The organism is Micromonospora sp. NPDC047762, assembly GCF_043204655.1.
GTDB lineage: Bacteria > Actinomycetota > Actinomycetes > Mycobacteriales > Micromonosporaceae > Micromonospora.
The window spans coordinates 643,683-663,202 of the sequence record NZ_JBIDCQ010000003.1; the positions used below are offsets into that span (position 1 = coordinate 643,683).

Annotated in this window: 22 protein-coding genes and 1 riboswitch; of the genes, 17 read left to right on the forward strand and 5 right to left on the reverse strand. The window is 71.8% G+C overall.

The window, feature by feature from the left end; all coding sequences use genetic code 11:
* Positions 1-3: 3 nt before the first annotated feature.
* Both fmt and ACGF3C_RS13750 read left to right on the forward strand, forming a co-directional pair.
* A complete protein-coding gene (gene fmt, locus ACGF3C_RS13745) occupies positions 4-930 on the forward strand; it encodes a methionyl-tRNA formyltransferase (protein WP_357232584.1) in 927 nt (308 codons plus the stop codon).
* Positions 885-2,363, forward strand: coding sequence for an RsmB/NOP family class I SAM-dependent RNA methyltransferase (locus tag ACGF3C_RS13750; protein ID WP_393221946.1), 1,479 nt, complete (start codon positions 885-887; stop codon positions 2,361-2,363). Before fmt ends, ACGF3C_RS13750 begins: the two co-directional genes overlap by 46 nt.
* A gap of 79 nt (positions 2,364-2,442) precedes the next feature.
* Here the strand turns inward: ACGF3C_RS13750 and ACGF3C_RS13755 are convergent, their stop codons facing one another.
* A complete protein-coding gene (locus tag ACGF3C_RS13755; protein ID WP_357232590.1) occupies positions 2,443-3,333 on the reverse strand; it encodes a septum formation family protein in 891 nt (296 codons plus the stop codon).
* Between the two features lie 82 nt (positions 3,334-3,415).
* Complete coding sequence (locus ACGF3C_RS13760) at positions 3,416-4,306, reverse strand: septum formation family protein (RefSeq protein ID WP_393221819.1); 891 nt, start codon at positions 4,304-4,306, stop codon at positions 3,416-3,418.
* Between the two features lie 254 nt (positions 4,307-4,560).
* Between ACGF3C_RS13760 and rpe the strand changes: the two genes are divergently transcribed.
* The 7 genes from rpe to ribH all read left to right on the forward strand — a co-directional run bounded on the left by rpe (position 4,561) and on the right by ribH (position 10,774).
* Positions 4,561-5,241 carry a ribulose-phosphate 3-epimerase gene (rpe, locus tag ACGF3C_RS13765; protein ID WP_238671589.1) on the forward strand — a complete coding sequence of 227 codons (681 nt, stop codon included), beginning with the start codon at positions 4,561-4,563 and terminating at the stop codon, positions 5,239-5,241.
* Position 5,242: 1 nt separating this feature from the next.
* Positions 5,243-6,199 carry a response regulator gene (locus ACGF3C_RS13770; RefSeq protein ID WP_238686775.1) on the forward strand — a complete coding sequence of 319 codons (957 nt, stop codon included), beginning with the start codon at positions 5,243-5,245 and terminating at the stop codon, positions 6,197-6,199.
* A 78-nt stretch (positions 6,200-6,277) separates the two neighbouring features.
* Positions 6,278-6,448, forward strand: a riboswitch (FMN riboswitch).
* 164 nt (positions 6,449-6,612) lie between these two features.
* Positions 6,613-7,674 (forward strand): bifunctional diaminohydroxyphosphoribosylaminopyrimidine deaminase/5-amino-6-(5-phosphoribosylamino)uracil reductase RibD, encoded by a 1,062-nt coding sequence (ribD, locus tag ACGF3C_RS13775; protein ID WP_357233913.1) that lies wholly within the window; start codon positions 6,613-6,615, stop codon positions 7,672-7,674.
* 1 nt (position 7,675) lies between these two features.
* Positions 7,676-8,320, forward strand: a complete 645-nt coding sequence (locus ACGF3C_RS13780) for a riboflavin synthase (protein WP_357233911.1) — start codon at positions 7,676-7,678, stop codon at positions 8,318-8,320.
* On the forward strand, positions 8,320-9,009 hold the full coding sequence (gene pnuC, locus ACGF3C_RS13785; protein ID WP_357233909.1) for a nicotinamide riboside transporter PnuC: 690 nt from the start codon (positions 8,320-8,322) through the stop codon (positions 9,007-9,009). Before ACGF3C_RS13780 ends, pnuC begins: the two co-directional genes overlap by 1 nt.
* Complete coding sequence (locus tag ACGF3C_RS13790; protein WP_393221825.1) at positions 9,006-10,271, forward strand: bifunctional 3,4-dihydroxy-2-butanone-4-phosphate synthase/GTP cyclohydrolase II; 1,266 nt, start codon at positions 9,006-9,008, stop codon at positions 10,269-10,271. Before pnuC ends, ACGF3C_RS13790 begins: the two co-directional genes overlap by 4 nt.
* Before the next feature lie 2 nt (positions 10,272-10,273).
* Positions 10,274-10,774 (forward strand): 6,7-dimethyl-8-ribityllumazine synthase, encoded by a 501-nt coding sequence (gene ribH, locus ACGF3C_RS13795; RefSeq protein WP_091401939.1) that lies wholly within the window; start codon positions 10,274-10,276, stop codon positions 10,772-10,774.
* Positions 10,775-10,802: 28 nt separating this feature from the next.
* On the opposite strand, the gene ACGF3C_RS13800 is transcribed toward ribH, so the two are convergent.
* The 3 genes from ACGF3C_RS13800 to ACGF3C_RS13810 are packed head-to-tail and all read right to left on the reverse strand — an operon-like array spanning position 10,803 to position 13,255.
* On the reverse strand, positions 10,803-11,546 hold the full coding sequence (locus ACGF3C_RS13800) for an amino acid ABC transporter ATP-binding protein (protein WP_393221828.1): 744 nt from the start codon (positions 11,544-11,546) through the stop codon (positions 10,803-10,805).
* A 3-nt stretch (positions 11,547-11,549) separates the two neighbouring features.
* Entirely contained in the window at positions 11,550-12,395 is an 846-nt protein-coding gene (locus tag ACGF3C_RS13805; RefSeq protein WP_393221831.1) for an amino acid ABC transporter permease, read from the reverse strand.
* Positions 12,392-13,255 (reverse strand): ABC transporter substrate-binding protein, encoded by an 864-nt coding sequence (locus ACGF3C_RS13810; RefSeq protein WP_393221834.1) that lies wholly within the window; start codon positions 13,253-13,255, stop codon positions 12,392-12,394. Before ACGF3C_RS13810 ends, ACGF3C_RS13805 begins: the two co-directional genes overlap by 4 nt.
* Positions 13,256-13,388: 133 nt before the next feature.
* On the opposite strand from ACGF3C_RS13810, the gene ACGF3C_RS13815 reads away from it, so the two are divergent.
* The 8 genes from ACGF3C_RS13815 (at position 13,389) to pheS (ending at position 19,493) form a co-directional block, all read left to right on the forward strand.
* On the forward strand, positions 13,389-13,652 hold the full coding sequence (locus tag ACGF3C_RS13815) for a phosphoribosyl-ATP diphosphatase (RefSeq protein ID WP_030335709.1): 264 nt from the start codon (positions 13,389-13,391) through the stop codon (positions 13,650-13,652).
* Positions 13,653-13,701: 49 nt separating this feature from the next.
* Positions 13,702-14,547 (forward strand): ATP phosphoribosyltransferase, encoded by an 846-nt coding sequence (gene hisG, locus ACGF3C_RS13820; RefSeq protein WP_393221837.1) that lies wholly within the window; start codon positions 13,702-13,704, stop codon positions 14,545-14,547.
* 313 nt (positions 14,548-14,860) lie between these two features.
* A complete protein-coding gene (locus ACGF3C_RS13825; protein WP_030488426.1) occupies positions 14,861-15,334 on the forward strand; it encodes a PH domain-containing protein in 474 nt (157 codons plus the stop codon).
* A gap of 701 nt (positions 15,335-16,035) precedes the next feature.
* The gene (gene infC / locus ACGF3C_RS13830) at positions 16,036-16,686 is read left to right on the forward strand and encodes a translation initiation factor IF-3 (RefSeq protein WP_328655039.1); all 651 of its coding nucleotides are present in this window, start codon (positions 16,036-16,038) and stop codon (positions 16,684-16,686) included.
* Positions 16,687-16,705: 19 nt separating this feature from the next.
* Positions 16,706-16,900, forward strand: coding sequence for a 50S ribosomal protein L35 (gene rpmI / locus ACGF3C_RS13835; RefSeq protein ID WP_007458415.1), 195 nt, complete (start codon positions 16,706-16,708; stop codon positions 16,898-16,900).
* 32 nt (positions 16,901-16,932) lie between these two features.
* The gene (gene rplT, locus ACGF3C_RS13840) at positions 16,933-17,325 is read left to right on the forward strand and encodes a 50S ribosomal protein L20 (RefSeq protein WP_030488429.1); all 393 of its coding nucleotides are present in this window, start codon (positions 16,933-16,935) and stop codon (positions 17,323-17,325) included.
* Between the two features lie 83 nt (positions 17,326-17,408).
* Positions 17,409-18,206 carry a TrmH family RNA methyltransferase gene (locus ACGF3C_RS13845; protein ID WP_393221842.1) on the forward strand — a complete coding sequence of 266 codons (798 nt, stop codon included), beginning with the start codon at positions 17,409-17,411 and terminating at the stop codon, positions 18,204-18,206.
* A 219-nt stretch (positions 18,207-18,425) separates the two neighbouring features.
* Positions 18,426-19,493, forward strand: coding sequence for a phenylalanine--tRNA ligase subunit alpha (pheS, locus tag ACGF3C_RS13850; RefSeq protein WP_357201339.1), 1,068 nt, complete (start codon positions 18,426-18,428; stop codon positions 19,491-19,493).
* Positions 19,494-19,520: the final 27 nt, after the last annotated feature.

Sequence of the window (19,520 nt, forward strand, 5' to 3'; positions counted from 1 at the left end):
CGGATGCGCGTGATCTTCGCCGGTACGCCGGCCGTCGCCGTTCCCGCCCTGGCCGCCGTCGCCGCCTCCCGACACGAGCTGGTGGCCGTTGTCACCCGGCCCGACGCGCCCGCCGGGCGTGGACGGGGCCTGTCCCGCTCCCCGGTCGGCGCGTGGGCCGACGAGCACGGCGTCGAGGTGCTCACCCCGGCCCGTCCCCGCGACCCGGAGTTCCTCGACCGGCTTCGCGAGCTGGAGCCGGCCTGCGTGCCGGTGGTCGCCTACGGCGCGCTGGTGCCACCGGCGGCCCTGGAGATCCCCCGGCACGGCTGGATCAACCTGCACTTCTCCCTGTTGCCCGCCTGGCGTGGCGCCGCGCCCGTGCAGCACGCCGTGCTGCACGGTGACGAGCTGACCGGGGCCAGCGTCTTCCAGCTGGAGGAGGGCCTGGACACCGGCCCGGTCTACGGCACGCTGACCGACGAGATCCGCGCCACCGACACCTCCGGCGACCTGCTGGGAAGGCTCGCCGATTCGGGCGCCGGGCTGCTGGTGGCGGTGCTCGACGCGATCGACGACGGCACCGCCCGCGCCGAGCCGCAGCCGGCCGACGGGGTGTCGCTGGCGCCGAAGCTGACAGTGGACGACGCGCGGGTGCGCTGGAGCGACCCGGCCTTCGCCGTGGACCGGCGGATCCGGGCCTGCACGCCCGCGCCGGGCGGCTGGACGACGTTCCGCGACGAGCGGGTGAAGCTCGGCCCGGTCGTCCCGGTGCCCGACGGCCCCGAGCTCAAGCCGGGGGAGTTGCTGGTGGAGAAGTCCCGGGTGCTGGCCGGCACGGCCACAGTGCCGGTACGTCTCGGCGAGGTCCGCGCCGCGGGCAAGCGGGCGATGAACGCGACCGACTGGGCGCGCGGCGTCCGGGTCGGCACTGGAGAGGACTTCGCGTGACGGCACCGGAGGGAACCCGACCGACGCGCTCCGGCCCGTCGACCGGCCGTGGCGGGGACCGCCGCCCGGTCCGGCCACCGATGGACCGACCGCGCCGCGCCGCGTACGAGGCGGTGGCGGCGGTGCACCGGGACGACGCGTTCGCCAACCTGGTGCTGCCCATCATCCTGCGGGAGGAGGGGCTGTTCGGTCGGGACGCGGCCTTCGCCACCGAGCTGACCTACGGCACCCTGCGCCACCTGGGCACGTTGGACGCGATCCTGACCGACGCGGCCGGCCGGGACGTGGCCCGGATCGACCCGCCGGTACGCGACGCGCTGCGGCTCGGGGCATACCAGCTCCTGCACACCCGGGTGCCGCCGCACGCCGCGGTCTCGTCGACTGTGGACCTGGTCCGTTCGGTCGCACCGGGCGCTACCGGTTTCGCCAACGCGGTGCTGCGCGAGGTGTCCAGCCGTGACGCGGACGCCTGGGTGGCGAAGCTCGCACCGCCGAGGGAGACCGACCCGGTCGGGCACCTCGCGTTGGCGTACAGCCACCCGCAGTGGATCGTGCGGGCCTTCTCCGAGGCGCTCGGTGGCGATCTGGGTGAGACGGAGCGCCTCCTGATCGAGGACAATGAGCGCCCGCCGGTGCACCTGGCCGCCCGGCCCGGCCTGATCGACCCGGTCGAGTTGGCCGACCAGGTCGGCGGTGCGCCCGGTGCTTTCTCGCCGTACGCCGTCTATCTTCCCGGCGGCTCGCCCGGCGACATCCCGGCGGTGGTCGACGGCAGGGCCCACGTCCAGGACGAGGGCTCCCAGTTGGTGGCCGCCGCGCTCGCCGACGCGCCGCTGGACGGCCCGGACGGACGTTGGCTGGACCTGTGCGCCGGCCCGGGTGGCAAGGCCGGGTTGCTCGGCGCGCTGGCCGCGCAGCGGGGTGCCCGGGTGACCGCTGTGGAGGTGGCCGAGCACCGCGCTCGGCTGGTCTCCCTGGCGACCCGGGACCTGCCGGTGGCCGTGCTGACCATGGACGGCCGTGAGGTCGGTGGCGACCCGAAACTGCCGGAGCAGCACTTCGACCGGGTGCTGGTCGACGCGCCGTGTACCGGACTGGGGTCGCTGCGTCGTCGGCCGGAGTCACGCTGGCGTCGCCAGCCGTCCGATCTGCCGCCGCTGACCCGGCTGCAACGGGAACTGCTCGGCGCGGCGCTGCGGGCGGTCCGCCCGGGTGGCCTGGTCGCCTATGTGACCTGTTCGCCGCACACCGTCGAGACGCACGTGACGGTGACCGAGGCGGCCCGCCGTAGCGGGGTTCCGGTGGACTTCGTGGACGCCCGCCCGCTGCTGCCGGCCGGCATGCCCGGTCTCGGTGACGGGCCGACAGTGCAGCTCTGGCCACACCGCCACGGCACCGACGCGATGTTCCTCGCCGTCCTGCGCCGAGGCTGATCCGTTCCACGCGTCCGGCCGGTCAGCCGATCGGCCGGACGCGTGCGCTCACGCTCTGCGCGACCGGGCTTCCGCAGGCCTAGGTGACCGGGAGGCCCTTGGTGCCGGCGTTCTTCATCGAGCGGGTCAGGTTCCGGTCGGAGATCCAGAGGAAGCACTGCACGCCCCGGTTCCCGTTGCGCCATTCTTCCTCGTACGGTTGGTAGTAGATCGTGCCGGCGCGGAAGTCGAGCTGGGAGTTGTCCGGGACCTTGGCGTACTTGGCGATCATCGTCTGGCAGGCCCGGTGGGTCCGCTTGGTGCCGCGGGTGAACTCGGCGTAGCTGGTGTCCGGCGCCTGCCACACCCCGACGAACTCGGCGTGGTGCTTGGCCGTGCAGGAAACCGGCAGCATCTCGTCGATGTCGTCCTTGACCAGCTTCGGGTTGAAGCAGCGGTACGCCAGCGGGGCCGCCCCGGACAGTGCGCCCCGGAGGCTGCCGGTGCGCAGGTCGACAGCGGTGTCGTCGATGCTGGCGATCTCGGTGACGTCGCAGCGGTACCAGCGGGCCCCGCCCGACCAGGCCTGCGGCGACGGCAGGACGACGGTCAGGCCGAGCCGCCCGGAACGCCAGTCGGCCCCCACCGCCTTGTTGACCGCCGTGTCGCACCCGGTCTGCGCGGCCCGCATGCCGGCCGAGCCGGGCTGCGGGGGCGTGCCGGCCTCGGCGCCCGGACCGGTGAGGGTGCCCACGTGCATGGTCTCCACCCGGTGCGCCTCGGTGCACGCCGTCGGGTTGTAGCCGGTCAGGAAGCCGACCTGCTGGGAGCTCTGGTGGCAGACGTCGGCGGAGGGGACGAACTGCTGCGCCGCGACGGGCGCCGGCCAGTCGTCGGTGAGGTCACTGTCGACTCCGGCGGGTGCACCGCACCCGGTCAGCGCCAGGGCCAGCGCCCCACCCCCGGCGAACGCCGCCAACCACCGTCGCATCCCGACCTCCCGCCGCTGCTGGCCCCCGACCGGACCCAGCCGGTCGATTGCGCCACGGCGCAGCAGCATACGGCACCGATGCTCAGATCGCGGGCAGTCCCTCCGGGCCGACGTCGCGCATCGAGCGGGTGAGTTTGCGGTCGTCGCTCCACAGGAAACAGCGCACCCCACGGTCGCCCTCCTCCCACTCCCGCTGCGACGGCGGATAGTAGATGGACCCGGCCCGGTACGGCAGCTCGCTGTTGTTGGGTACCGCCGCGTACTCGGCGATCAGCGCCATGCAGCGCCGGTGCGCCTGCTCGGCGGACTTGGCGAACTCCACCCAGCTGATGTCCCGCTCCTCGTAGACGCCCACGAACTCGGCGCGGTGCGGCTCGGTGCAGAGCACCGGCGCCATGTAGTTGAGGTTGTCGCCGATCAGTTTGGGGTCGAAGCAGCGGTGCGTCAGTGGCGTGTCGCCGATCAACGCGCCGCGCAGGCTGCCGGTGCGGTTGACCGGGCGGGTGTTGTCGATGCTGCCGGTCTCGCTGAGGTCGCAGCGGAACCAGCGGGCGCCGCCGACCCAGGCGGGCGCGGACGGCAAGGCGAGGGACAGCGCGAGTCGGGCCGCGTGCCAGTCGCCGCCGAGCACCTCCCGGGCCCGCTGGTCGCATTCGGCGCGAGCCGTGCGCAGCGCCGGCGAGCCGGGTTCCGGTCGGGCCTCGGTCAGCGCGTCGGGCCCGACGAAGGTGCCGACGTGGATGGTCTCGGCCAGGTGGTTGCGCGCGCAGTCCACCGTCTCGTAGGTGCTGGCCTGCACGACAGTGGCGATCCGTGGCAGGCAGGTGTCGGTGGCGGGGGTGAACGGTTTGGGAACCCGCAGCGTCGGCCAGTCGTCGGTGAGATCGCCGTCCGCGCCTCGCGCCGGCGCGCAGCCGGCCAGCAGCATCGTCGTGACGCTGGCCAGCGCCAGCGCTGGAAGCCACCGTCGCATCGTCCGCCCTCCCGGGAGCTGGCGGCCGGTCGCCGCGCCCCGCGGCGAGACCCCGGCGGGCGTGCAGCTTACGGCACCGTCCCGGTTGGAGTGTCGTCGCGTTTCCGTCGATCGGCCAGTGGCTGATGTCTGTTCGTCCGGATTCGGGGGCCCGGAGCGTCCAATTCTGCACCAATGGTCACTGCTGGGTCACAGGGCGTCCCCAAAGGTGCCGCGATGCGGGTGGCGGGTAGCCGCGTTCGTACACTGGCCCCGTGACCGTACCGCCGCCGATCGTCGCGCCGAGCATCCTGGCCGCCGATTTCGCCCGCCTCGCCGAAGAGGTCCGTGCCGTCGAGGACGCCGCGGACTGGTTGCACGTCGACGTGATGGACAACCATTTCGTGCCGAACCTGACCATTGGGCTGCCCGTGGTGCAGAGCCTGCGGGCTGTCACTGCGATGCCCTTCGACGTGCACCTGATGATCGAGGACCCGCGCCGGTGGGCCCCCGGGTACGCCGACGCCGGGGCGTACAACGTCACCTTCCACGCGGAGGCGTCCGACGACCCGGTGGCGCTCGCCAAGGACCTGCGCTCGGCAGGCGCGAAGGCGGGCCTGGCCATCGACCGGGACACCCCGATCGAGCCCTACCTGGACCTGCTGCCCAGCTTCGACACCCTGCTGATCATGACGATCAAGGCGGGCTTCGGTGGGCAGCGGTTCATTCCGCAGCTCCTGGAGAAGGTGCGGACCGCCCGGCGGCACGCGTCGGCCGGGCACCTGGAGCTGCGCATCGAGGTGGACGGCGGGATCGCCGCCGACACCATCGAGCAGGCGGCGGCGGCCGGCGCCGACGCGTTCGTGGCCGGCACCGCCGTGTACGGGGCCGCCGACCCGGCGGAGGCGGTACGGCACCTGCGGGCACTGGCGGAACGCGCGGCGCCCGGGGCCTGAGGTGGAGCCCGAGGCCGACCGCAAGGACATCATTCTCGTCGTGGACGACGACGAGGACATCGCCCGGTTCGTCGAGTTCAACCTGCGGCTGCACGGCTTCGAGGTGATCCACGCCAGCGACGGCCAGGAGGCCCTGGAGGTCATCGAGCGCCAACGGCCGGACCTGGCGGTGGTCGACCTCATGATGCCCCGGATCGACGGGTTGGAGCTGACCCGCCGGTTGCGCGCCGACCCGATGACGTCCGCCCTTCCGGTGATCATGCTGACCGCCAAGGGGATGACCGTCGACAAGGTGCACGGGCTCAGCGCCGGCGCCGACGACTACCTGGTCAAGCCGTTCGACACCGCCGAGCTGGTGGCCCGGGTCTCGTCCACGCTGCGCCGCAACAAGGAGTTCCGGGAGGTTTCCCCGCTGACCGGGCTGCCCGGCAACAGCCGGATCCGTCGGGAGATCAGCGATCGGGTCCGCAACGGCGTGGACTACGCCGTCGGCTACGTCGACATCGACCGGTTCAAGAGCGTGAACGACAGGTACGGCTTCGTGCGCGGCGACGACTTCATCTCCGCGCTGGCCCGCAGCCTGCACCGGGCGGTGGTGGGCGTCGGGCTGCCACCGGCCTTCCTCGGTCACGTCGGTGGCGACGACTTCGTCATCGTCTGCGCCCCGGACCAGGTGCGCCCACTGACGTCCCGGGCGGTCGTCGACTTCGAGAACGCCGCCGACACGCTCTACGACCAGACCGACCGGGAGCGTGGCTTCGTCGAGTTGAAGGATCGACGCGGCAACATCCGGCGGGCGGCCCTGGTCACGCTCTCCATCGGGGTGTCCCTCTCCGACGCCGGCAAGCGGTTCACCGACCCGCTCGAAGCGATCGCGGTGGCCTCGGAGATGAAGACGGTGGCCAAGAGTCAACCGGGCTCGTACGTGGCGGTGGACCGGCGTCGAGGCGTCACCTGAGCGTGATAACGCTGTGAAGTAGCTCGCCTAGGTGGCGACGGAGGCGGATCGGCGTGTAAGACTTTCCGTGTACCCACCACGCGCTGGCGGGACTCGGTGAAATTCCGAACCGGCGGTGATCCACGGTCCGACCGTGGTCAGCCCGCGACCCGGACGGCTCTGCCGTCCGGTGGACCTGGTGAAAATCCGGGGCCGACGGTTGGGGGCGGTTCGTCCGCGCCCAGAAAGTCCGGATGGGAGACAGCGCGCGGGACGGACGGGTCCGAGCCGGCCGCTGGCTTCAGCGTGCCGTGCCGACCCCCCGGGGCGGCTGTGCCGTTCCCGGAATCCGCCACCGCCTGCCCGTGGCCCCATGGCCACCGCCTCCCTGACCGCCAGCGCGCGGACGGCGAGTGAGAGGGCAGGGCAGCGCGATGGCCAGCGTCTCCGTTGATGAGGCGATGCGGCGTGCGATCGAGTTGGCGGCGCGCGGGCTCGGCACCACCAGCCCCAACCCCGTGGTCGGGTGCGTGCTCCTCGACTCCGACGGCGAGGTCGTGGGCGAGGGCTTCCACGCGTACGCCGGGGGCCCGCACGCCGAGATCGTCGCTCTGGCGCAGGCCGGGCGGCGGGCCAAGGGCGGCACCGCGATCGTCACTCTGGAGCCCTGCGACCACACCGGCCGCACCGGTCCCTGTAGTTCCGCGCTCGTCCAGGCCGGGGTGGGCCGGGTGGTCATCGCCGTACCCGACCCGAACCCGGTCGCTTCCGGGGGTGCCGCCACGTTGCGCGCCGCCGGGGTCCGGGTCGATCTGGGGGTACGCGGCGAGGAGGCCGAGGCCGGCAACGTCGCGTGGTTGACCTCGATGCGCCGAGGCTGGCCGTACGTGATCTGGAAGTACGCCGCCACGCTCGACGGTCGCTCCGCCGCGGCGGACGGCACCAGCATGTGGATCACCTCGGAGGCGGCCCGGATCGACGTGCACGCGCTGCGCGGCACCGTCGACGCGGTCATCGCCGGGGTGGGCACCGTGCTCGCCGACGACCCCCGGTTGACCGCCCGTAACCTGCGTGACGGCAGCCTGGCCATCCGGCAGCCGCTGCGGGTGGTGGTGGACAGCTCGGGGCGTACCCCGGCTGACGCCAAGGTCCGCGACGGCGCCGCACGCACCTGGATCGCGACCGCCGACGAGGTCGGCGCCGACCCGGACGGCCGGGTCGACCTGTCGGCGCTGCTCGCGGCGCTGCACCAGCGCGGGGTCCGCGCGGTGCTCCTGGAGGGCGGCCCCCGGCTGGCTGGCGCGTTCCTGGAGGCCGGCCTGATCGACAAGATCGTCGGGTACGTCGCGCCGCGGTTGCTCGGCGCCGGCCCGACGGCTCTGGTCGACGCGGGAGTGACCACCATCGCCGAGGCCATCGATCTGGAGTTCGTCGACGTTACGCAGATCGGTCCGGATCTCCGGATCACTGCTTTGCCCCGGAAAAGGGAGGGCTGAGATGTTCACCGGCATTATTGAGGAACTGGGCGAGATCGTCCGGGTGGCGCCGACGGCAGGCGATTCGGCGCTGCTGGGCGTACGCGGCCCGCTGGTCACGTCCGACGCCCGCCACGGCGACTCGATCGCCGTCAACGGTGTCTGCCTGACCGTCGTGGACGTGGCCGACGGTGTCTTCACCGCCGACGTGATGGGGGAGACGCTGCGCCGCTCCGCGCTGGGCGCGCTGCGCCCCGGCGACCCGGTCAACCTGGAGCGGGCCGCCGCGCTCGGTAGCCGGCTCGGCGGGCACCTGGTGCAGGGCCACGTCGACGGCGTCGGTGAACTGATCTCCCGGGAGCCGGCCGAGCAGTGGGAGACGCTCCGGTTCCGGCTGCCCGCCGCCCTGTCCCGGTACGTGGTGGAGAAGGGCTCGATCACCATCGACGGTGTCTCGTTGACAGTCGCCGCCGTCGGCGCGGACGAGTTCGCCGTCGGGCTGATCCCGACCACGCTCAAGCTGACCACGCTCGGCGCGAAAGGCGTCGGCGACCCGGTCAACCTGGAGGTCGACGTGTTGGCCAAGTACGTCGAGCGGCTGCTCGGCGACCGGCTCACCCACGCCGACGCCCGCGGGCTGACCTCGGACCAGGGCGGGGTGGCCTGATGGGCCCGCTCAGCTGGCTGCTGGACGCCCAGGTGCACGTCGCCGGGTCGCCGGTGCTGGCCAGGGAGATCGTCGGCAACGCGTTCGGGCTGGTCTCGGCGTTGCTCGGGTTGCGCCGGCTGGTCTGGGCGTGGCCGGTCGGCATGGTCGGTAACGCGCTCCTGCTCACCGTCTTCCTCGGCGGGGTGTTCGCCACCCCGCAGGAGCACGACCTGTACGGGCAGGCCGGCCGGCAGGTGTTCTTCTTCGCGGTCAGCGTCTACGGCTGGTGGCGCTGGCAGCGCAACCGTCGCGCCGACTCCGGGCAGGCCGCTGTCGTCCCGCGCTGGGCCACCGGGCGGGAGCGGCTGATGATGCTGCTGGCTGCCGTGGTCGGCACCGCCGCGGCGTACCCGCTGCTCAAGGCCCTCGGTTCGTGGGGCCCGCTGCCCGACGCCTGGATCCTCACCGGCAGCCTGCTGGCCACGTACGGCATGGCCCGCGGCTGGGTCGAGTTCTGGCTGCTCTGGATCGCTGTGGACGCGGTCGGGGTGCCGCTGCTGCTGCGCGGAGGGTTCTACCCCTCGGCCGTCATGTACCTGATCTACGGCGCCCTCTGCGTCTGGGGCTTCGCCGCCTGGTGGCGCACCTCCCGCGCCACCCGACCGGCCGCCGCCCGCCCGCCCGTCTACACGGAGGCCATCGCATGACCAGCTTTGGGGATATCGAGCAGGCGATCGCGGACATCGCGGCCGGCCGGCCGGTCGTCGTGGTCGATGACGCGGACCGGGAGAACGAGGGCGACCTGATCTTCGCGGCCGAGTTGGCCACGCCGGAGCTGATGGCGTTCATGGTGCGCTACACCTCCGGCTACGTCTGCGTGGCGCTCACCGAGAGCGAAGCAGACCGGCTCGACCTGCCGCCGATGCACCACACCAACCAGGACCGGCGTGGCACCGCGTACACGGTGACGGTGGACGCCCGCGAGGGCGTCAGCACCGGCATCTCGGCGGCCGACCGCGCGCACACCAGCCGGCTGCTCGCCGACGCGGCGACCGACCCGACCGATCTGGCCCGCCCCGGCCACGTGGTGCCGCTGCGCGCTCGCGAGGGCGGGGTGCTGCGCCGGCCGGGGCACACCGAGGCGGGGATCGACCTGACCCGGTTGGCCGGGCTGCGTCCGGCCGGCGTGCTCTGCGAGCTGGTCAACGACGACGGCACCATGATGCGCCTGCCGGACCTGGAGAAGTTCTCCGCCGAGCACGGCCTCACGCTCGTCACCATCGCCGACCTGATCGCCTACCGCCGGCGTACCGAGAAGCAGGTCGAGCTGGTCGCCGACGCCCGGATGCCGACGAAGCACGGGGTGTTCCGGGCGCTCGGCTACCGCGCCGAGCACGACCCGGCCGAACATGTCGCGATGGTGCTGGGTGACCTCGGTGACGGCCAGGACGTGCTGGTCCGGGTGCACTCCGAGTGCCTGACCGGGGACGTGTTCGGCTCGCTGCGCTGCGACTGTGGACCGCAGCTGGACGCCGCACTGGCTCGGGTCGGGCAGGAAGGCCGGGGCGTGGTGCTCTACGTCCGTGGGCACGAGGGGCGCGGCATCGGGTTGCTGCACAAGCTGCAGGCGTACCAGTTGCAGGACCTGGGCCGCGACACCGTCGACGCCAACCTCGACCTGGGCCTGCCGGCCGACGCCCGCGACTACGGCACCGGCGCGCAGATCCTCTACGACCTGGGCGTGCGGTCGATGCGGCTGTTGACCAACAACCCGGCCAAGCGGGCCGGCCTGGAGGGGTACGGGTTGACCATCACCGGCCGCGAGGGGCTGCCGGCCGGCGCGCACCCGGAGAACATGCGCTACCTGCGCACCAAGCGGGACCGGATGGGTCACCTGCTGGACGAGTTGGACGAGGTCTCCGAGGCGCCGCTGGGGCGTCCGGTCGCCAACGACGAGATCGGAGCATGACGATGGCGGGTTTCGGTGAGCCGGGAGTCGAGGCGGTCGACGCCGCGGGGCTGACCGTCGGGGTCGTTGCCGCCCGCTGGCACGGCGAGCTGACCGACCACATGCTGGAGCGTGCGGTGGCCGCCGCCGAGGCGTGCGGCGCGCGTTCCGTTGTCGCCCGGGTCGCCGGCTCGGTCGAGCTGCCGGTGGTCGCGCAGGCCCTCGCCCGCCGCTGCGACGTGGTGGTCGCCCTCGGCGTGGTGGTCCGTGGGTCCACCGCCCACTTCGACTACGTCTGCCGTTCGGTCACCGACGGGCTGACCCGGGTGGCGCTGGACGAGGGCAAACCGGTGGCGCACGGCGTGTTGACAGTGGAGACCATCGAGCAGGCCCGCGACCGCGCCGGTCTGCCCGGCTCGGCGGAGGACAAGGGCTGGGCCGCCACGGTGGCGGCGCTCGACGCGGCGCTGGCCGTGCGGACGGTGGCTGCGGGCAACGCCCAACGGGTCGGCTTCGGCGGCTGACGCCTCTGCCGCCTCTGAAGGCCCGCCTTCAGAGGCGGCCGGCCTCGATGATCCGGCGCAGGAACTGCCGGGTACGAGGCTGCGTCGGCTCGCCGAGCACCTGCTCGGGCGGGCCGCTCTCGACCACCCGGCCGGCGTCGAGGAAGCACACCTCGTCGGCGACATCCCGGGCGAAGCCCATCTCGTGGGTGGCCAGCACCATGGTCATGCCGTCGGCCTTCAGGTCGCGGATCATCGCCAGCACCTCGCCGACCAGCTCCGGGTCGAGCGCGGAGGTGACCTCGTCGAGCAGCATCAGTCGAGGTGAGTTGGCCAGCGCCCGGACGATCGCCACCCGCTGTTGCTGCCCGCCGGAGAGCCGGTCCGGGTAGGCGTCCGCCTTGGCGGCGAGCCCCACCCGGTCGAGCAGCTCCCGGGCCTGCGCCTCGGCCTCCGCCCGGCCCTGCCCGTGTACGCGACGCGGCGCGAGGGTGATGTTGTCCAACACGCTCAGGTGCGGAAAGAGGTTGTACGCCTGGAACACCATGCCGATCCGCCGCCGGACCCGGTCCGGGTCCACCCGGGGATCGGAGATGTCCTCCCCGTCCAACTCGATGGTGCCGTCGTCGAGTTCGTCGAGCAGGTTGACGCAGCGCAGCAGGGTCGACTTGCCCGACCCGGACGCGCCGATCAGGGCCACCACCTGATGCTCGGCGACGGTCAGGTCGAGTTGGTCGAGCACGGCGTGCCCGCCGAACTCCTTGCGCAGGCCCCGACAGCGCAGCAACGCCATGGATCAGCCTCCCGACTGTCGGCGGGCCGCGCGCAGCGTCACCCAGTCGGTGACGGCGATCAGTGGGATCGCCAGCAGCACGAAGAGCACCCCCGCCACGATGTACGGCGTGTAGTTGAAGGTCTGGGCGGTGGCGATCTGCGCGGCGCGGACCGCGTCGATCGGCCCGGCCAGCGAGACCAGCCCGACGTCCTTCTGCAACGCCACCACGTCGTTGAGCAGGGGTGGCGCCACCCGGCGGACGGCCTGCGGCAGGACCACGTGCCGCATCGTCTGCCGGTGGGTCAGGCCCAACGAGCGGGCCGCGGCGAGTTGGCTGGAGTGCACCGACTCGATGCCGGCCCGGAACACCTCGGCGAGGTAGCCGCCATAGGTGAGGACCAACGCGATCCCACCCAGCACCAGCACCGGCGGCATGCCCTGCAACCGCAGCCCCGGCACACCGAGGGTGAGCAGGTACAGCACGATGATCAGCGGTAGGCCGCGGAAGGTGTAGGTGTAGCCGGCGGCCAGGGCGCGGACCGGGAAGAAGACCGGCCCGCGCAGCGTCCGCAGCACGGCGAGCACCAGCCCGAGCAGCAGCGCGCCGACCGCACAGCAGACCAGCAGCCGTACGTTGAGCCAGAGCCCGCTCAGCACCGTCGGCAGCGCGTCGCGGGCGATCTCCGGATCCAGGAACGAGCGCCGGACCCGGTCCCAGCCCGGCGCCCCGGTCACCGCGAGCACCAGCAACGTGCCGAGCGCCGCCGTCGAGGACGCCGCGACGAGCACGCTGAGGACGGTCTGCCGACGCCGGTACGCCGACCGCCGCAGCTGCGCCTCCGAGGGCACCCGATCCAGAAGCGTCACCGCAGCTCGGCCGCCCCCGCCACCTGGGCGAGCCACTTCTGTTCCAGCTCCTTCAACGTCCCCGCGGTGGTGAGCTGACCGACCGCCCCGCTCACGCAGGAGGTCAGTGGGGAGTTCTTGTCCAGCAGCAACCCGAACGCCTCGGGCGTACCGACCTGCGGCACCTGCCCGACGATCACGGCGTCGGTGATCTCCGCACCGGTGATGTAGAAGGCGGTCGGAAGATCGACCACGAGACCGTCCAGCTGCCCGTTCTGAAGGGCCTTCTTGGCATCGTCGTTGCTGTTGTAGACCTGCGGCTTGGCGGCCGGCTTGATCACGTCGGTGATCGCCTGGTAGCTGGTGGTGCCGACCTGCGCGCCGAGCCGAGCGTCCCGCAGCTCGGCCAGCGACTTCCGGCCGGCGATCTTCGAGGACTTCAACGCGATGACGGTCTGCCGCACCAGGTAGTACGGCGCGGAGAAGTCGACAGCCTGCTTGCGTTCGTCGGTGATGGAGAACTGGTTGATGTCGAAGTCGAAGTCCTTCGGTCCCGGCGCGATGGCGGTGTCGAACTTGACCCGGGTCCAGGTGACGTCGGCGCGGGCGTAGCCGAGCTTCTCGGCCACCGCGTACGCGACAGCGGATTCGAAGCCCTCACCGCTGTCCGGCTTGTCCTTGGCGAACCACGGCTCGTACGCGGGCTGGTCGGTGGCGATGGTCAGCTTGCCCGGCGTGCGCGTGGGCAGGCTGTCCTTGGCGCAGGACGGCGCTGCGGTGACAGTGGGGGTGGGGTTATCGTCCTGTGGCGCGCACCCGGCGGTGGCTACGACGACGGCACCGGCGAAGGTGAGCGCGAGGAGACGTGAGCGGCTGGCCATGGCGGACAGCGTAGAGCTCCATGGGCATCGATCGACAATTGTCCCACCATGTTGGTAGGGAATTGTCCGCTTACTGGATTTCGGCGGACCCGGACGCGGGGTGCCGCCGGGGTGGCTGGAAGAATCGTTTCCCGTGAAGACGTTCGAGGAGTTGTTCGCCGAGCTGCAGGCCAAGGCCGCCGCCGGCACCCCGGGCTCGGGCACCGTCGCCGCGCTGGACAAGGGCGTGCACTTCATCGGCAAGAAGGTCGTCGAGGAGGCGGCCGAGTCGTGGATGGCCGCCGAGCACGAGGGGCCGGAGCGCACCGCCGAGGAGATCTCCCAGCTGCTCTACCAGGTCCAGGTGCTGATGCTTGCCAGCGGTCTCGAGCTCAAGGACGTCTACCGACATCTGTGAGTGCCCCCACCCCTGTTGATCGCCAACCGGATCGAAGGAGCACTCCGTCATGCTGCGTGTCGCCATTCCCAACAAGGGCACCCTGGCCGAACCGGCCGCCCAGATGCTGCGCGAGGCGGGCTACCGCCAGCGCACCGACCCCAAGGACCTCGTCTGCCGGGACGAGGCCAACGACGTCGAATTCTTCTACCTGCGTCCGAAGGACATCGCCACCTACGTCGGTTCCGGTGACCTCGACCTCGGGATCACCGGCCGGGACCTGCTGATCGACTCGGCCGCGCCGGCCGAGGAGGTCGTCGACCTTGCCTTCGGCCGGGCCACCTTCCGCTTCGCCGCCCGCCCCGACGACATCGCCTCCGTGCAGGAGCTGGGCGGCCACCGCATCGCCACCGCGTACCCGGGGCTGGTCGAACGGCACCTCGGCGAGGTGGGCGTCAAGGCCGACGTGATCCGTCTCGACGGCGCGGTGGAGAACGCCGTACGCCTCGGCGTCGCCGACGTGATCGCGGACGTGGTGGAGACCGGCGCGACCCTGCGCCAGGCGGGCCTGGTGGTCTTCGGTAAGCCGCTGCTGCGCTCGTCGGCGGTGCTGGTCCGGCGTGCCGGCGCACCCGCGCAACCGCAGGCCGAGCAGTTGCTGCGCCGCCTGCACGGTGTGCTGGTGGCCCGCCGCTACGTGATGCTCGCCTACGACGTGCCGGCCGGTCTGCTGGACCGGGCCAGCGGGCTCACCCCGGGCATCGAGTCGCCCACAGTGTCGCCGCTGCACCGCGAGGGCTGGGTGGCGGTGCAGGCCATGGTGCTCCGCGACGACGTGCACCGCATCATGGACGAGCTGTACGAACTGGGCGCCCGCGCCATCCTCGTCACCAACATCCACGCCTGCCGCCTCTAACCCCCCGCGCCCCGCCACCCCGCTCGCCCCGCCACCCCGCTCGCGTCGATCATGGAGTTATGGTGGCCGTTTCAGCTGCCTTCGCTCCTTACGTCCACCACCACAACTCCATGATCGACGCGGCGATGGGTGTGCTGGGGCTGCTGGACGCGGAAGATCGTGCTCGATCATTGACGTAGCGGCCTCGATCTCGACGGAGGCCACTGGATCCTGGATCGAGCACGATCTTGAGGTGGCTGGCCGTCCTGGGCTCGGGGTGGTGGCTCGGCGGGTGGTGCGTTCGATGACCGAGCGCGGATGGCAGACTGGTGGGGTGAGTGAAACCGAACTGGTCCGCCTGAAGCCCCGCCGCATCCGGGTGGTCTGCTGGTCGGCGGCGGCCGCTCTGGTGGTGGTGTTCGCTCTGGTCGCTACCTCGCTGAGTGGCCCGACCGGCGATGGTTACGGCAGCTTCCAGCGCGGCGACCAGATCGCCATGATCGGCCTGGGCATCTTCGGTGCGCTCGGCTTCCTGCTGTTCACCCGTCCCCGGGTGGAGGCCGACGCCCGGAGCATTCGGGTCCGTAACGTCATCAGCTCCTACGAGCTGCCCTGGGAGGTTGTCCGGGGCGTCCGCTTCGACCGGGGCGCGCCGTGGGCCAGCCTGGAGCTGCACGATGACGACCTGCTGCCGATGGTCGCGTTGCAGGCCGCCGACAAGGAGCTGGCCGTCGACGGGGTCCGCGCGCTGCGCCGGCTGCACGAGGCCCACCAGGCTCGCCTCGCCGAACGCGCCGTCGGCCGCTGACCCCGGCCTAACCGCCCACTAGCCGGTCCGCGCCCTAACCGCCCGCCGTCGGTTGGCGCCCTAACCGCCCGCCGTCGGTTGGCGCCCTAACCGCCCACTGCCGGTTCGCGGCCTAACCGCCACTGCCGGTTCGCGGCCGACCGCCCGCGCCGGTTTGCGGCTGGAACCGCCTGCCGTCGACCTCGCGTCGCCGCCCAGCGGCAAGGCCTGCCGCGCACACCTCGCCAAGATCTGGACAACTTCCCTGAAACTGCTGCCTCCCGGCGCCCTGAGGCAGCAGTTTCAGGGAAAATGCGTGGATCCTGAAGCGGCGCCAAGCGCGCCAAGCGCGCCAGGGCGGCGCGGCGCAATGGTCGGCCGCGCTCGTGACTCGCCGCAGGTCGTGCCCGGTTTGGGGGTCGCCGGGGCGCCGGTGTAGTGTTGTCGAGTCGACCAGGCTGTCTCCGCGTGCGAGCAGGCAGCCTTGAAAGCGGAGCGCCTGCTCCCACCCGAGTCGCCGCTACGGTGGCCGGGTCCGGTCACCGGTTCCGGGCATGTCCCGGCGCCGGATGCGCGATCCTTGTGATCGTGCTGACCGGTCGAGCGGGCCCTGGCATGCGCCGGGGCCTTCTGCTTTTCGGGTCGGTTCCCTCCCGGGAGCCGCAGCGGTCGGCGACAGAGCAGAAACGACTCGAGGAGGCCCCATCAGCGTCGAACCACGCGTGAACGAGCAGATCCGGGCACGTGAGGTCCGACTGGTCGGCCCAGAGGGTGAGCAGGTGGGCATCGTCCCGCTGGAGCGCGCTCTTCAGCTGGCCGCGGACGTCGATCTGGACCTGGTCGAGGTTGCGCCGATGGCGCGCCCGCCGGTGTGCAAGCTCATGGACTTCGGCAAGTTCAAGTACGAGAGCGCACTCAAGGCGCGCGAAGCGCGGCGTAACCAGCAGCAGACCGTCATCAAGGAAATGAAGCTTCGGCCGAAGATCGACCCGCACGACTACGAGACCAAGAAGGGTCACGTGGTGCGGTTCCTCAAGGCGGGCGACAAGGTCAAGGTGACGATCATGTTCCGCGGTCGCGAGCAGAGTCGTCCGGAGCTGGGTTACCGGCTTCTGCGTCGACTCGAATCCGAGATCACGGAACTGGGATACGTCGAGGCCGCTCCGAAGCAGGACGGCCGAAACATGATCATGGTTCTCGCTCCGCATCGGGCCGTCAAGGCCTCCGCGGTCGCCGCTACGGCGTCCCGCGGTGGACCTCGGGACCGGGCAGCGGACGAGTCCGCCGCTCCGGAAGCCGATGAGACCGCAGCGGTCAGCGAGACCGCAGCAGCCGGTGACACCGGCCTCGCCGCCGACACCAGCGGCGAGTAACAGGGGAGAGACGTTCCACATGCCGAAGATGAAGAGCCACACGGGTATGGGTAAGCGGGTCAAGGTGACCGGCAAGGGCAAGATCGTTGCCCAGCAGGCCGGCCTCCGCCACAACCTGGAGAAGAAGCCCTCCACCCAGACCCGCCGGCTGACCGGCACGGTCGTGCTGGCCAAGGCCGACGTCAAGCGCATCAAGAAGCTGCTCGGCCGCTGACGCGCGCCACCTTTACGTAATTAGGAGTTGAGATGGCACGCGTCAAGCGGGCTGTAAACGCCCAGAAGAAGCGTCGTACCCTGCTGGAGTCCGCGAGTGGTTACCGCGGTCAGCGCTCCCGCCTGTACCGCAAGGCCAAGGAGCAGGTGCTGCACTCGATGCAGTACGCCTACCGGGACCGTCGCGACCGCAAGGGCGACTTCCGGCAGCTGTGGATTCAGCGGATCAACGCGGGCGCCCGGGCCAACGGGATGACCTACAACCGTCTGATCCAGGGCCTGCGTCTGGCCGGCATCGAGGTCGACCGCAAGATCCTGGCCGACATGGCTGTCAACGACGCCGCCTCTTTCGCGGCGATCGTCGAGCTGGCCCGGGCTGCGGTCACGGCCGAGGGCACCGGCGGCGCGGCGGCTCAGGCCGCCTGATCCCCACGCACCAGAGCGAGGCGTCTCCCGTGTCGGCACCGCCGTTCGGGGGGCGCCTCAATCGTGCCGGAGGAGCGCACACCATGGCTTTCACCCCGCGTACCCCAAGGGTTGTCGCCGCCCGCCGCCTGCAACGCCGCCGGGACCGCGACGCCACCGGCCGTTTCCTGGCCGAGGGCCCGCAGGCGGTCCGCGAGGCCCTCGCGCGGCCGGAGGTGGTCACCGAACTGTTCGGTACGACCACCGCGCTCGACCGGTACCCGGAGTTGGCCGCCACGGCGGCCCGCGCCGACGTGCCGGTCTCCGAGGTGACCGACGACGCCCTCGCGGCGCTGACCGAGACCGTCGCCCCACAGGGGCTGGTGGCCGTCTGCCGGCATCTGGACGTCTCACTGGAACAGGCCCTCGCGGGTGCGCCCCGGCTGGTGGCGGTGCTCGCCGAGATCCGCGACCCGGGTAACGCCGGCACGGTGCTGCGCACCGCCGACGCGGCCGGTGCGGGTGCGGTGATCTTCGCCGGGGACGCCGTCGACCCGTACAACGGCAAGTGTGTGCGGGCCTCGGCCGGCAGCCTCTTCCACGTCGACGTGGTGCGCGCCCCCGACCCGGTCGCGGTGGTCGGCGCGCTGCGCGCCGCCGGGCTGTCGATCTTCGCCACCACCGGGTACGGCGACAACGACCTGGACGACCTGACCGACTACGGTCGGCTCGTCGGGCCCACCGCCTGGTTGTTCGGTTCCGAGGCGCACGGGCTGCCCGAGGAGCTGACCATCGCCGCCGACACCACGGTGCGGGTGCCGCTGTACGGGCGCGCGGAGAGCCTCAACCTGGCTGCCGCCGCAGCGGTCTGCCTGTACGCTTCAGCCAGAGCACAGCGCTGAGGGTGAACGCCTGCGGCGCGACTGACAGCAGGGGAGAGCGTCCGTCCATGAACGCGACACGGCGTTCGTTTAGCCAGCCCGCCGGTGTCGGCGGGCGGCGGGCCTGACCTGCTCCCTGCGCAACTCCTACCGGCGGGCTGCGGCACAGCCGCGCGTCCGTAGACTCGCTTCGCCGCCCCGACGAGGGCAGGCGCCGCCGTGAGGGAGTGCCCGTACGCCATGAGCTACCGCAACGATCCGTACGACCCGAAGCAGGTCGCCCTGCTCGACCCCGCCGCCCTGGACGAGGCCGTGGCGGACGCCACGAAGGCGTTCACGGCGGCGGCCGACCCGGACGCGCTCACCGCGTTGCGCCCGGTGCACCTCGGTGACCGGTCTCCGGTCTCCCTGGCGCGCCGGGAGATCGGCGCGTTGCCGCCGGCCGCGAAGTCGGACGCGGGCAAGCGGGTGAACGAGGCCCGCCGGGCGATCGAGACCGCCTACGCCGACCGCGCCGAGGTGCTGGAGCGTGAGCAGGCCGAGCGGGTGCTGGTCGAGGAGCGGGTGGACGTCACAGTGCCCTACGACCGGCGTCCCCGTGGCGCCCGGCACCCGTTGAGCACCCTGATGGAGTCGATCAGCGACCTCTTCGTCGGGATGGGCTACGAGGTGGCCGAGGGGCCCGAGGTCGACCTGGAGTGGGTCAACTTCGACGCGTTGAACATCCCCGCCGACCACCCGGCGCGCGGGTTGATGGACACCTTCCACATCGCACCGGAGGGCTCCGGCCTGGTGCTGCGTACGCACACCTCGACGGTGCAGACCCGCACAATGCTCAGCCGCAAGCCGCCGATCTACGTGATCGTGCCGGGTCGCGTCTACCGCACGGACGAGATCGACGCCACCCACAGCCCGGTGTTCCACCAGGCCGAGGGCCTGGTGGTCGACAAGGGCATCACCATGGCCCACCTGCGGGGCACGCTGGACCACTTCGCCCGGGCGATGTTCGGCCCGGAGGCGAAGACCCGGTGGCGGCCGCACTACTTCCCGTTCACGGAGCCGTCGGCGGAGTTCGACGTGTGGTTCCCGGAGCACCGCGACGGCCCGCAGTGGGTCGAGTGGGGTGGCTGCGGCATGGTGAACCCTCGGGTGCTGCGCGCCTGCGGCGTCGACCCGGAGGTCTACTCCGGATTCGCCTTCGGCATGGGCATCGACCGGACCCTGATGGTCCGGCACGGGGTCAGCGACATCCGCCATCTCTTCGAGGGCGACGTGCGGTTCAGCCGCGCGCTCGGGACCGGGGCGTAGGCGATGCGGGTACGAGACACGGGAACG

Excerpts from the sequence above, each read along its gene's own strand:
- ACGF3C_RS13810 (WP_393221834.1), bottom strand. The coding sequence starts at position 13,255 with ATGGCCAGCCGCTCACGTCTCCTCGCGCTCACCTTCGCCGGTGCCGTC.
- ACGF3C_RS13760 (WP_393221819.1), bottom strand. The coding sequence starts at position 4,306 with ATGCGACGGTGGCTTCCAGCGCTGGCGCTGGCCAGCGTCACGACGATG.
- pnuC (WP_357233909.1), top strand. The coding sequence starts at position 8,320 with ATGGGCCCGCTCAGCTGGCTGCTGGACGCCCAGGTGCACGTCGCCGGG.
- ACGF3C_RS13755 (WP_357232590.1), bottom strand. The coding sequence starts at position 3,333 with ATGCGACGGTGGTTGGCGGCGTTCGCCGGGGGTGGGGCGCTGGCCCTG.
- ACGF3C_RS13845 (WP_393221842.1), top strand. The coding sequence starts at position 17,409 with ATGGCTTTCACCCCGCGTACCCCAAGGGTTGTCGCCGCCCGCCGCCTG.
- fmt (WP_357232584.1), top strand. The coding sequence starts at position 4 with ATGCGCGTGATCTTCGCCGGTACGCCGGCCGTCGCCGTTCCCGCCCTG.
- ACGF3C_RS13780 (WP_357233911.1), top strand. The coding sequence starts at position 7,676 with ATGTTCACCGGCATTATTGAGGAACTGGGCGAGATCGTCCGGGTGGCG.
- ACGF3C_RS13790 (WP_393221825.1), top strand. The coding sequence starts at position 9,006 with ATGACCAGCTTTGGGGATATCGAGCAGGCGATCGCGGACATCGCGGCC.
- ribH (WP_091401939.1), top strand. The coding sequence starts at position 10,274 with ATGGCGGGTTTCGGTGAGCCGGGAGTCGAGGCGGTCGACGCCGCGGGG.
- hisG (WP_393221837.1), top strand. The coding sequence starts at position 13,702 with ATGCTGCGTGTCGCCATTCCCAACAAGGGCACCCTGGCCGAACCGGCC.
- rpmI (WP_007458415.1), top strand. The coding sequence starts at position 16,706 with ATGCCGAAGATGAAGAGCCACACGGGTATGGGTAAGCGGGTCAAGGTG.
- pheS (WP_357201339.1), top strand. The coding sequence starts at position 18,426 with ATGAGCTACCGCAACGATCCGTACGACCCGAAGCAGGTCGCCCTGCTC.
- ribD (WP_357233913.1), top strand. The coding sequence starts at position 6,613 with ATGGCCAGCGTCTCCGTTGATGAGGCGATGCGGCGTGCGATCGAGTTG.
- ACGF3C_RS13800 (WP_393221828.1), bottom strand. The coding sequence starts at position 11,546 with ATGGCGTTGCTGCGCTGTCGGGGCCTGCGCAAGGAGTTCGGCGGGCAC.
- rplT (WP_030488429.1), top strand. The coding sequence starts at position 16,933 with ATGGCACGCGTCAAGCGGGCTGTAAACGCCCAGAAGAAGCGTCGTACC.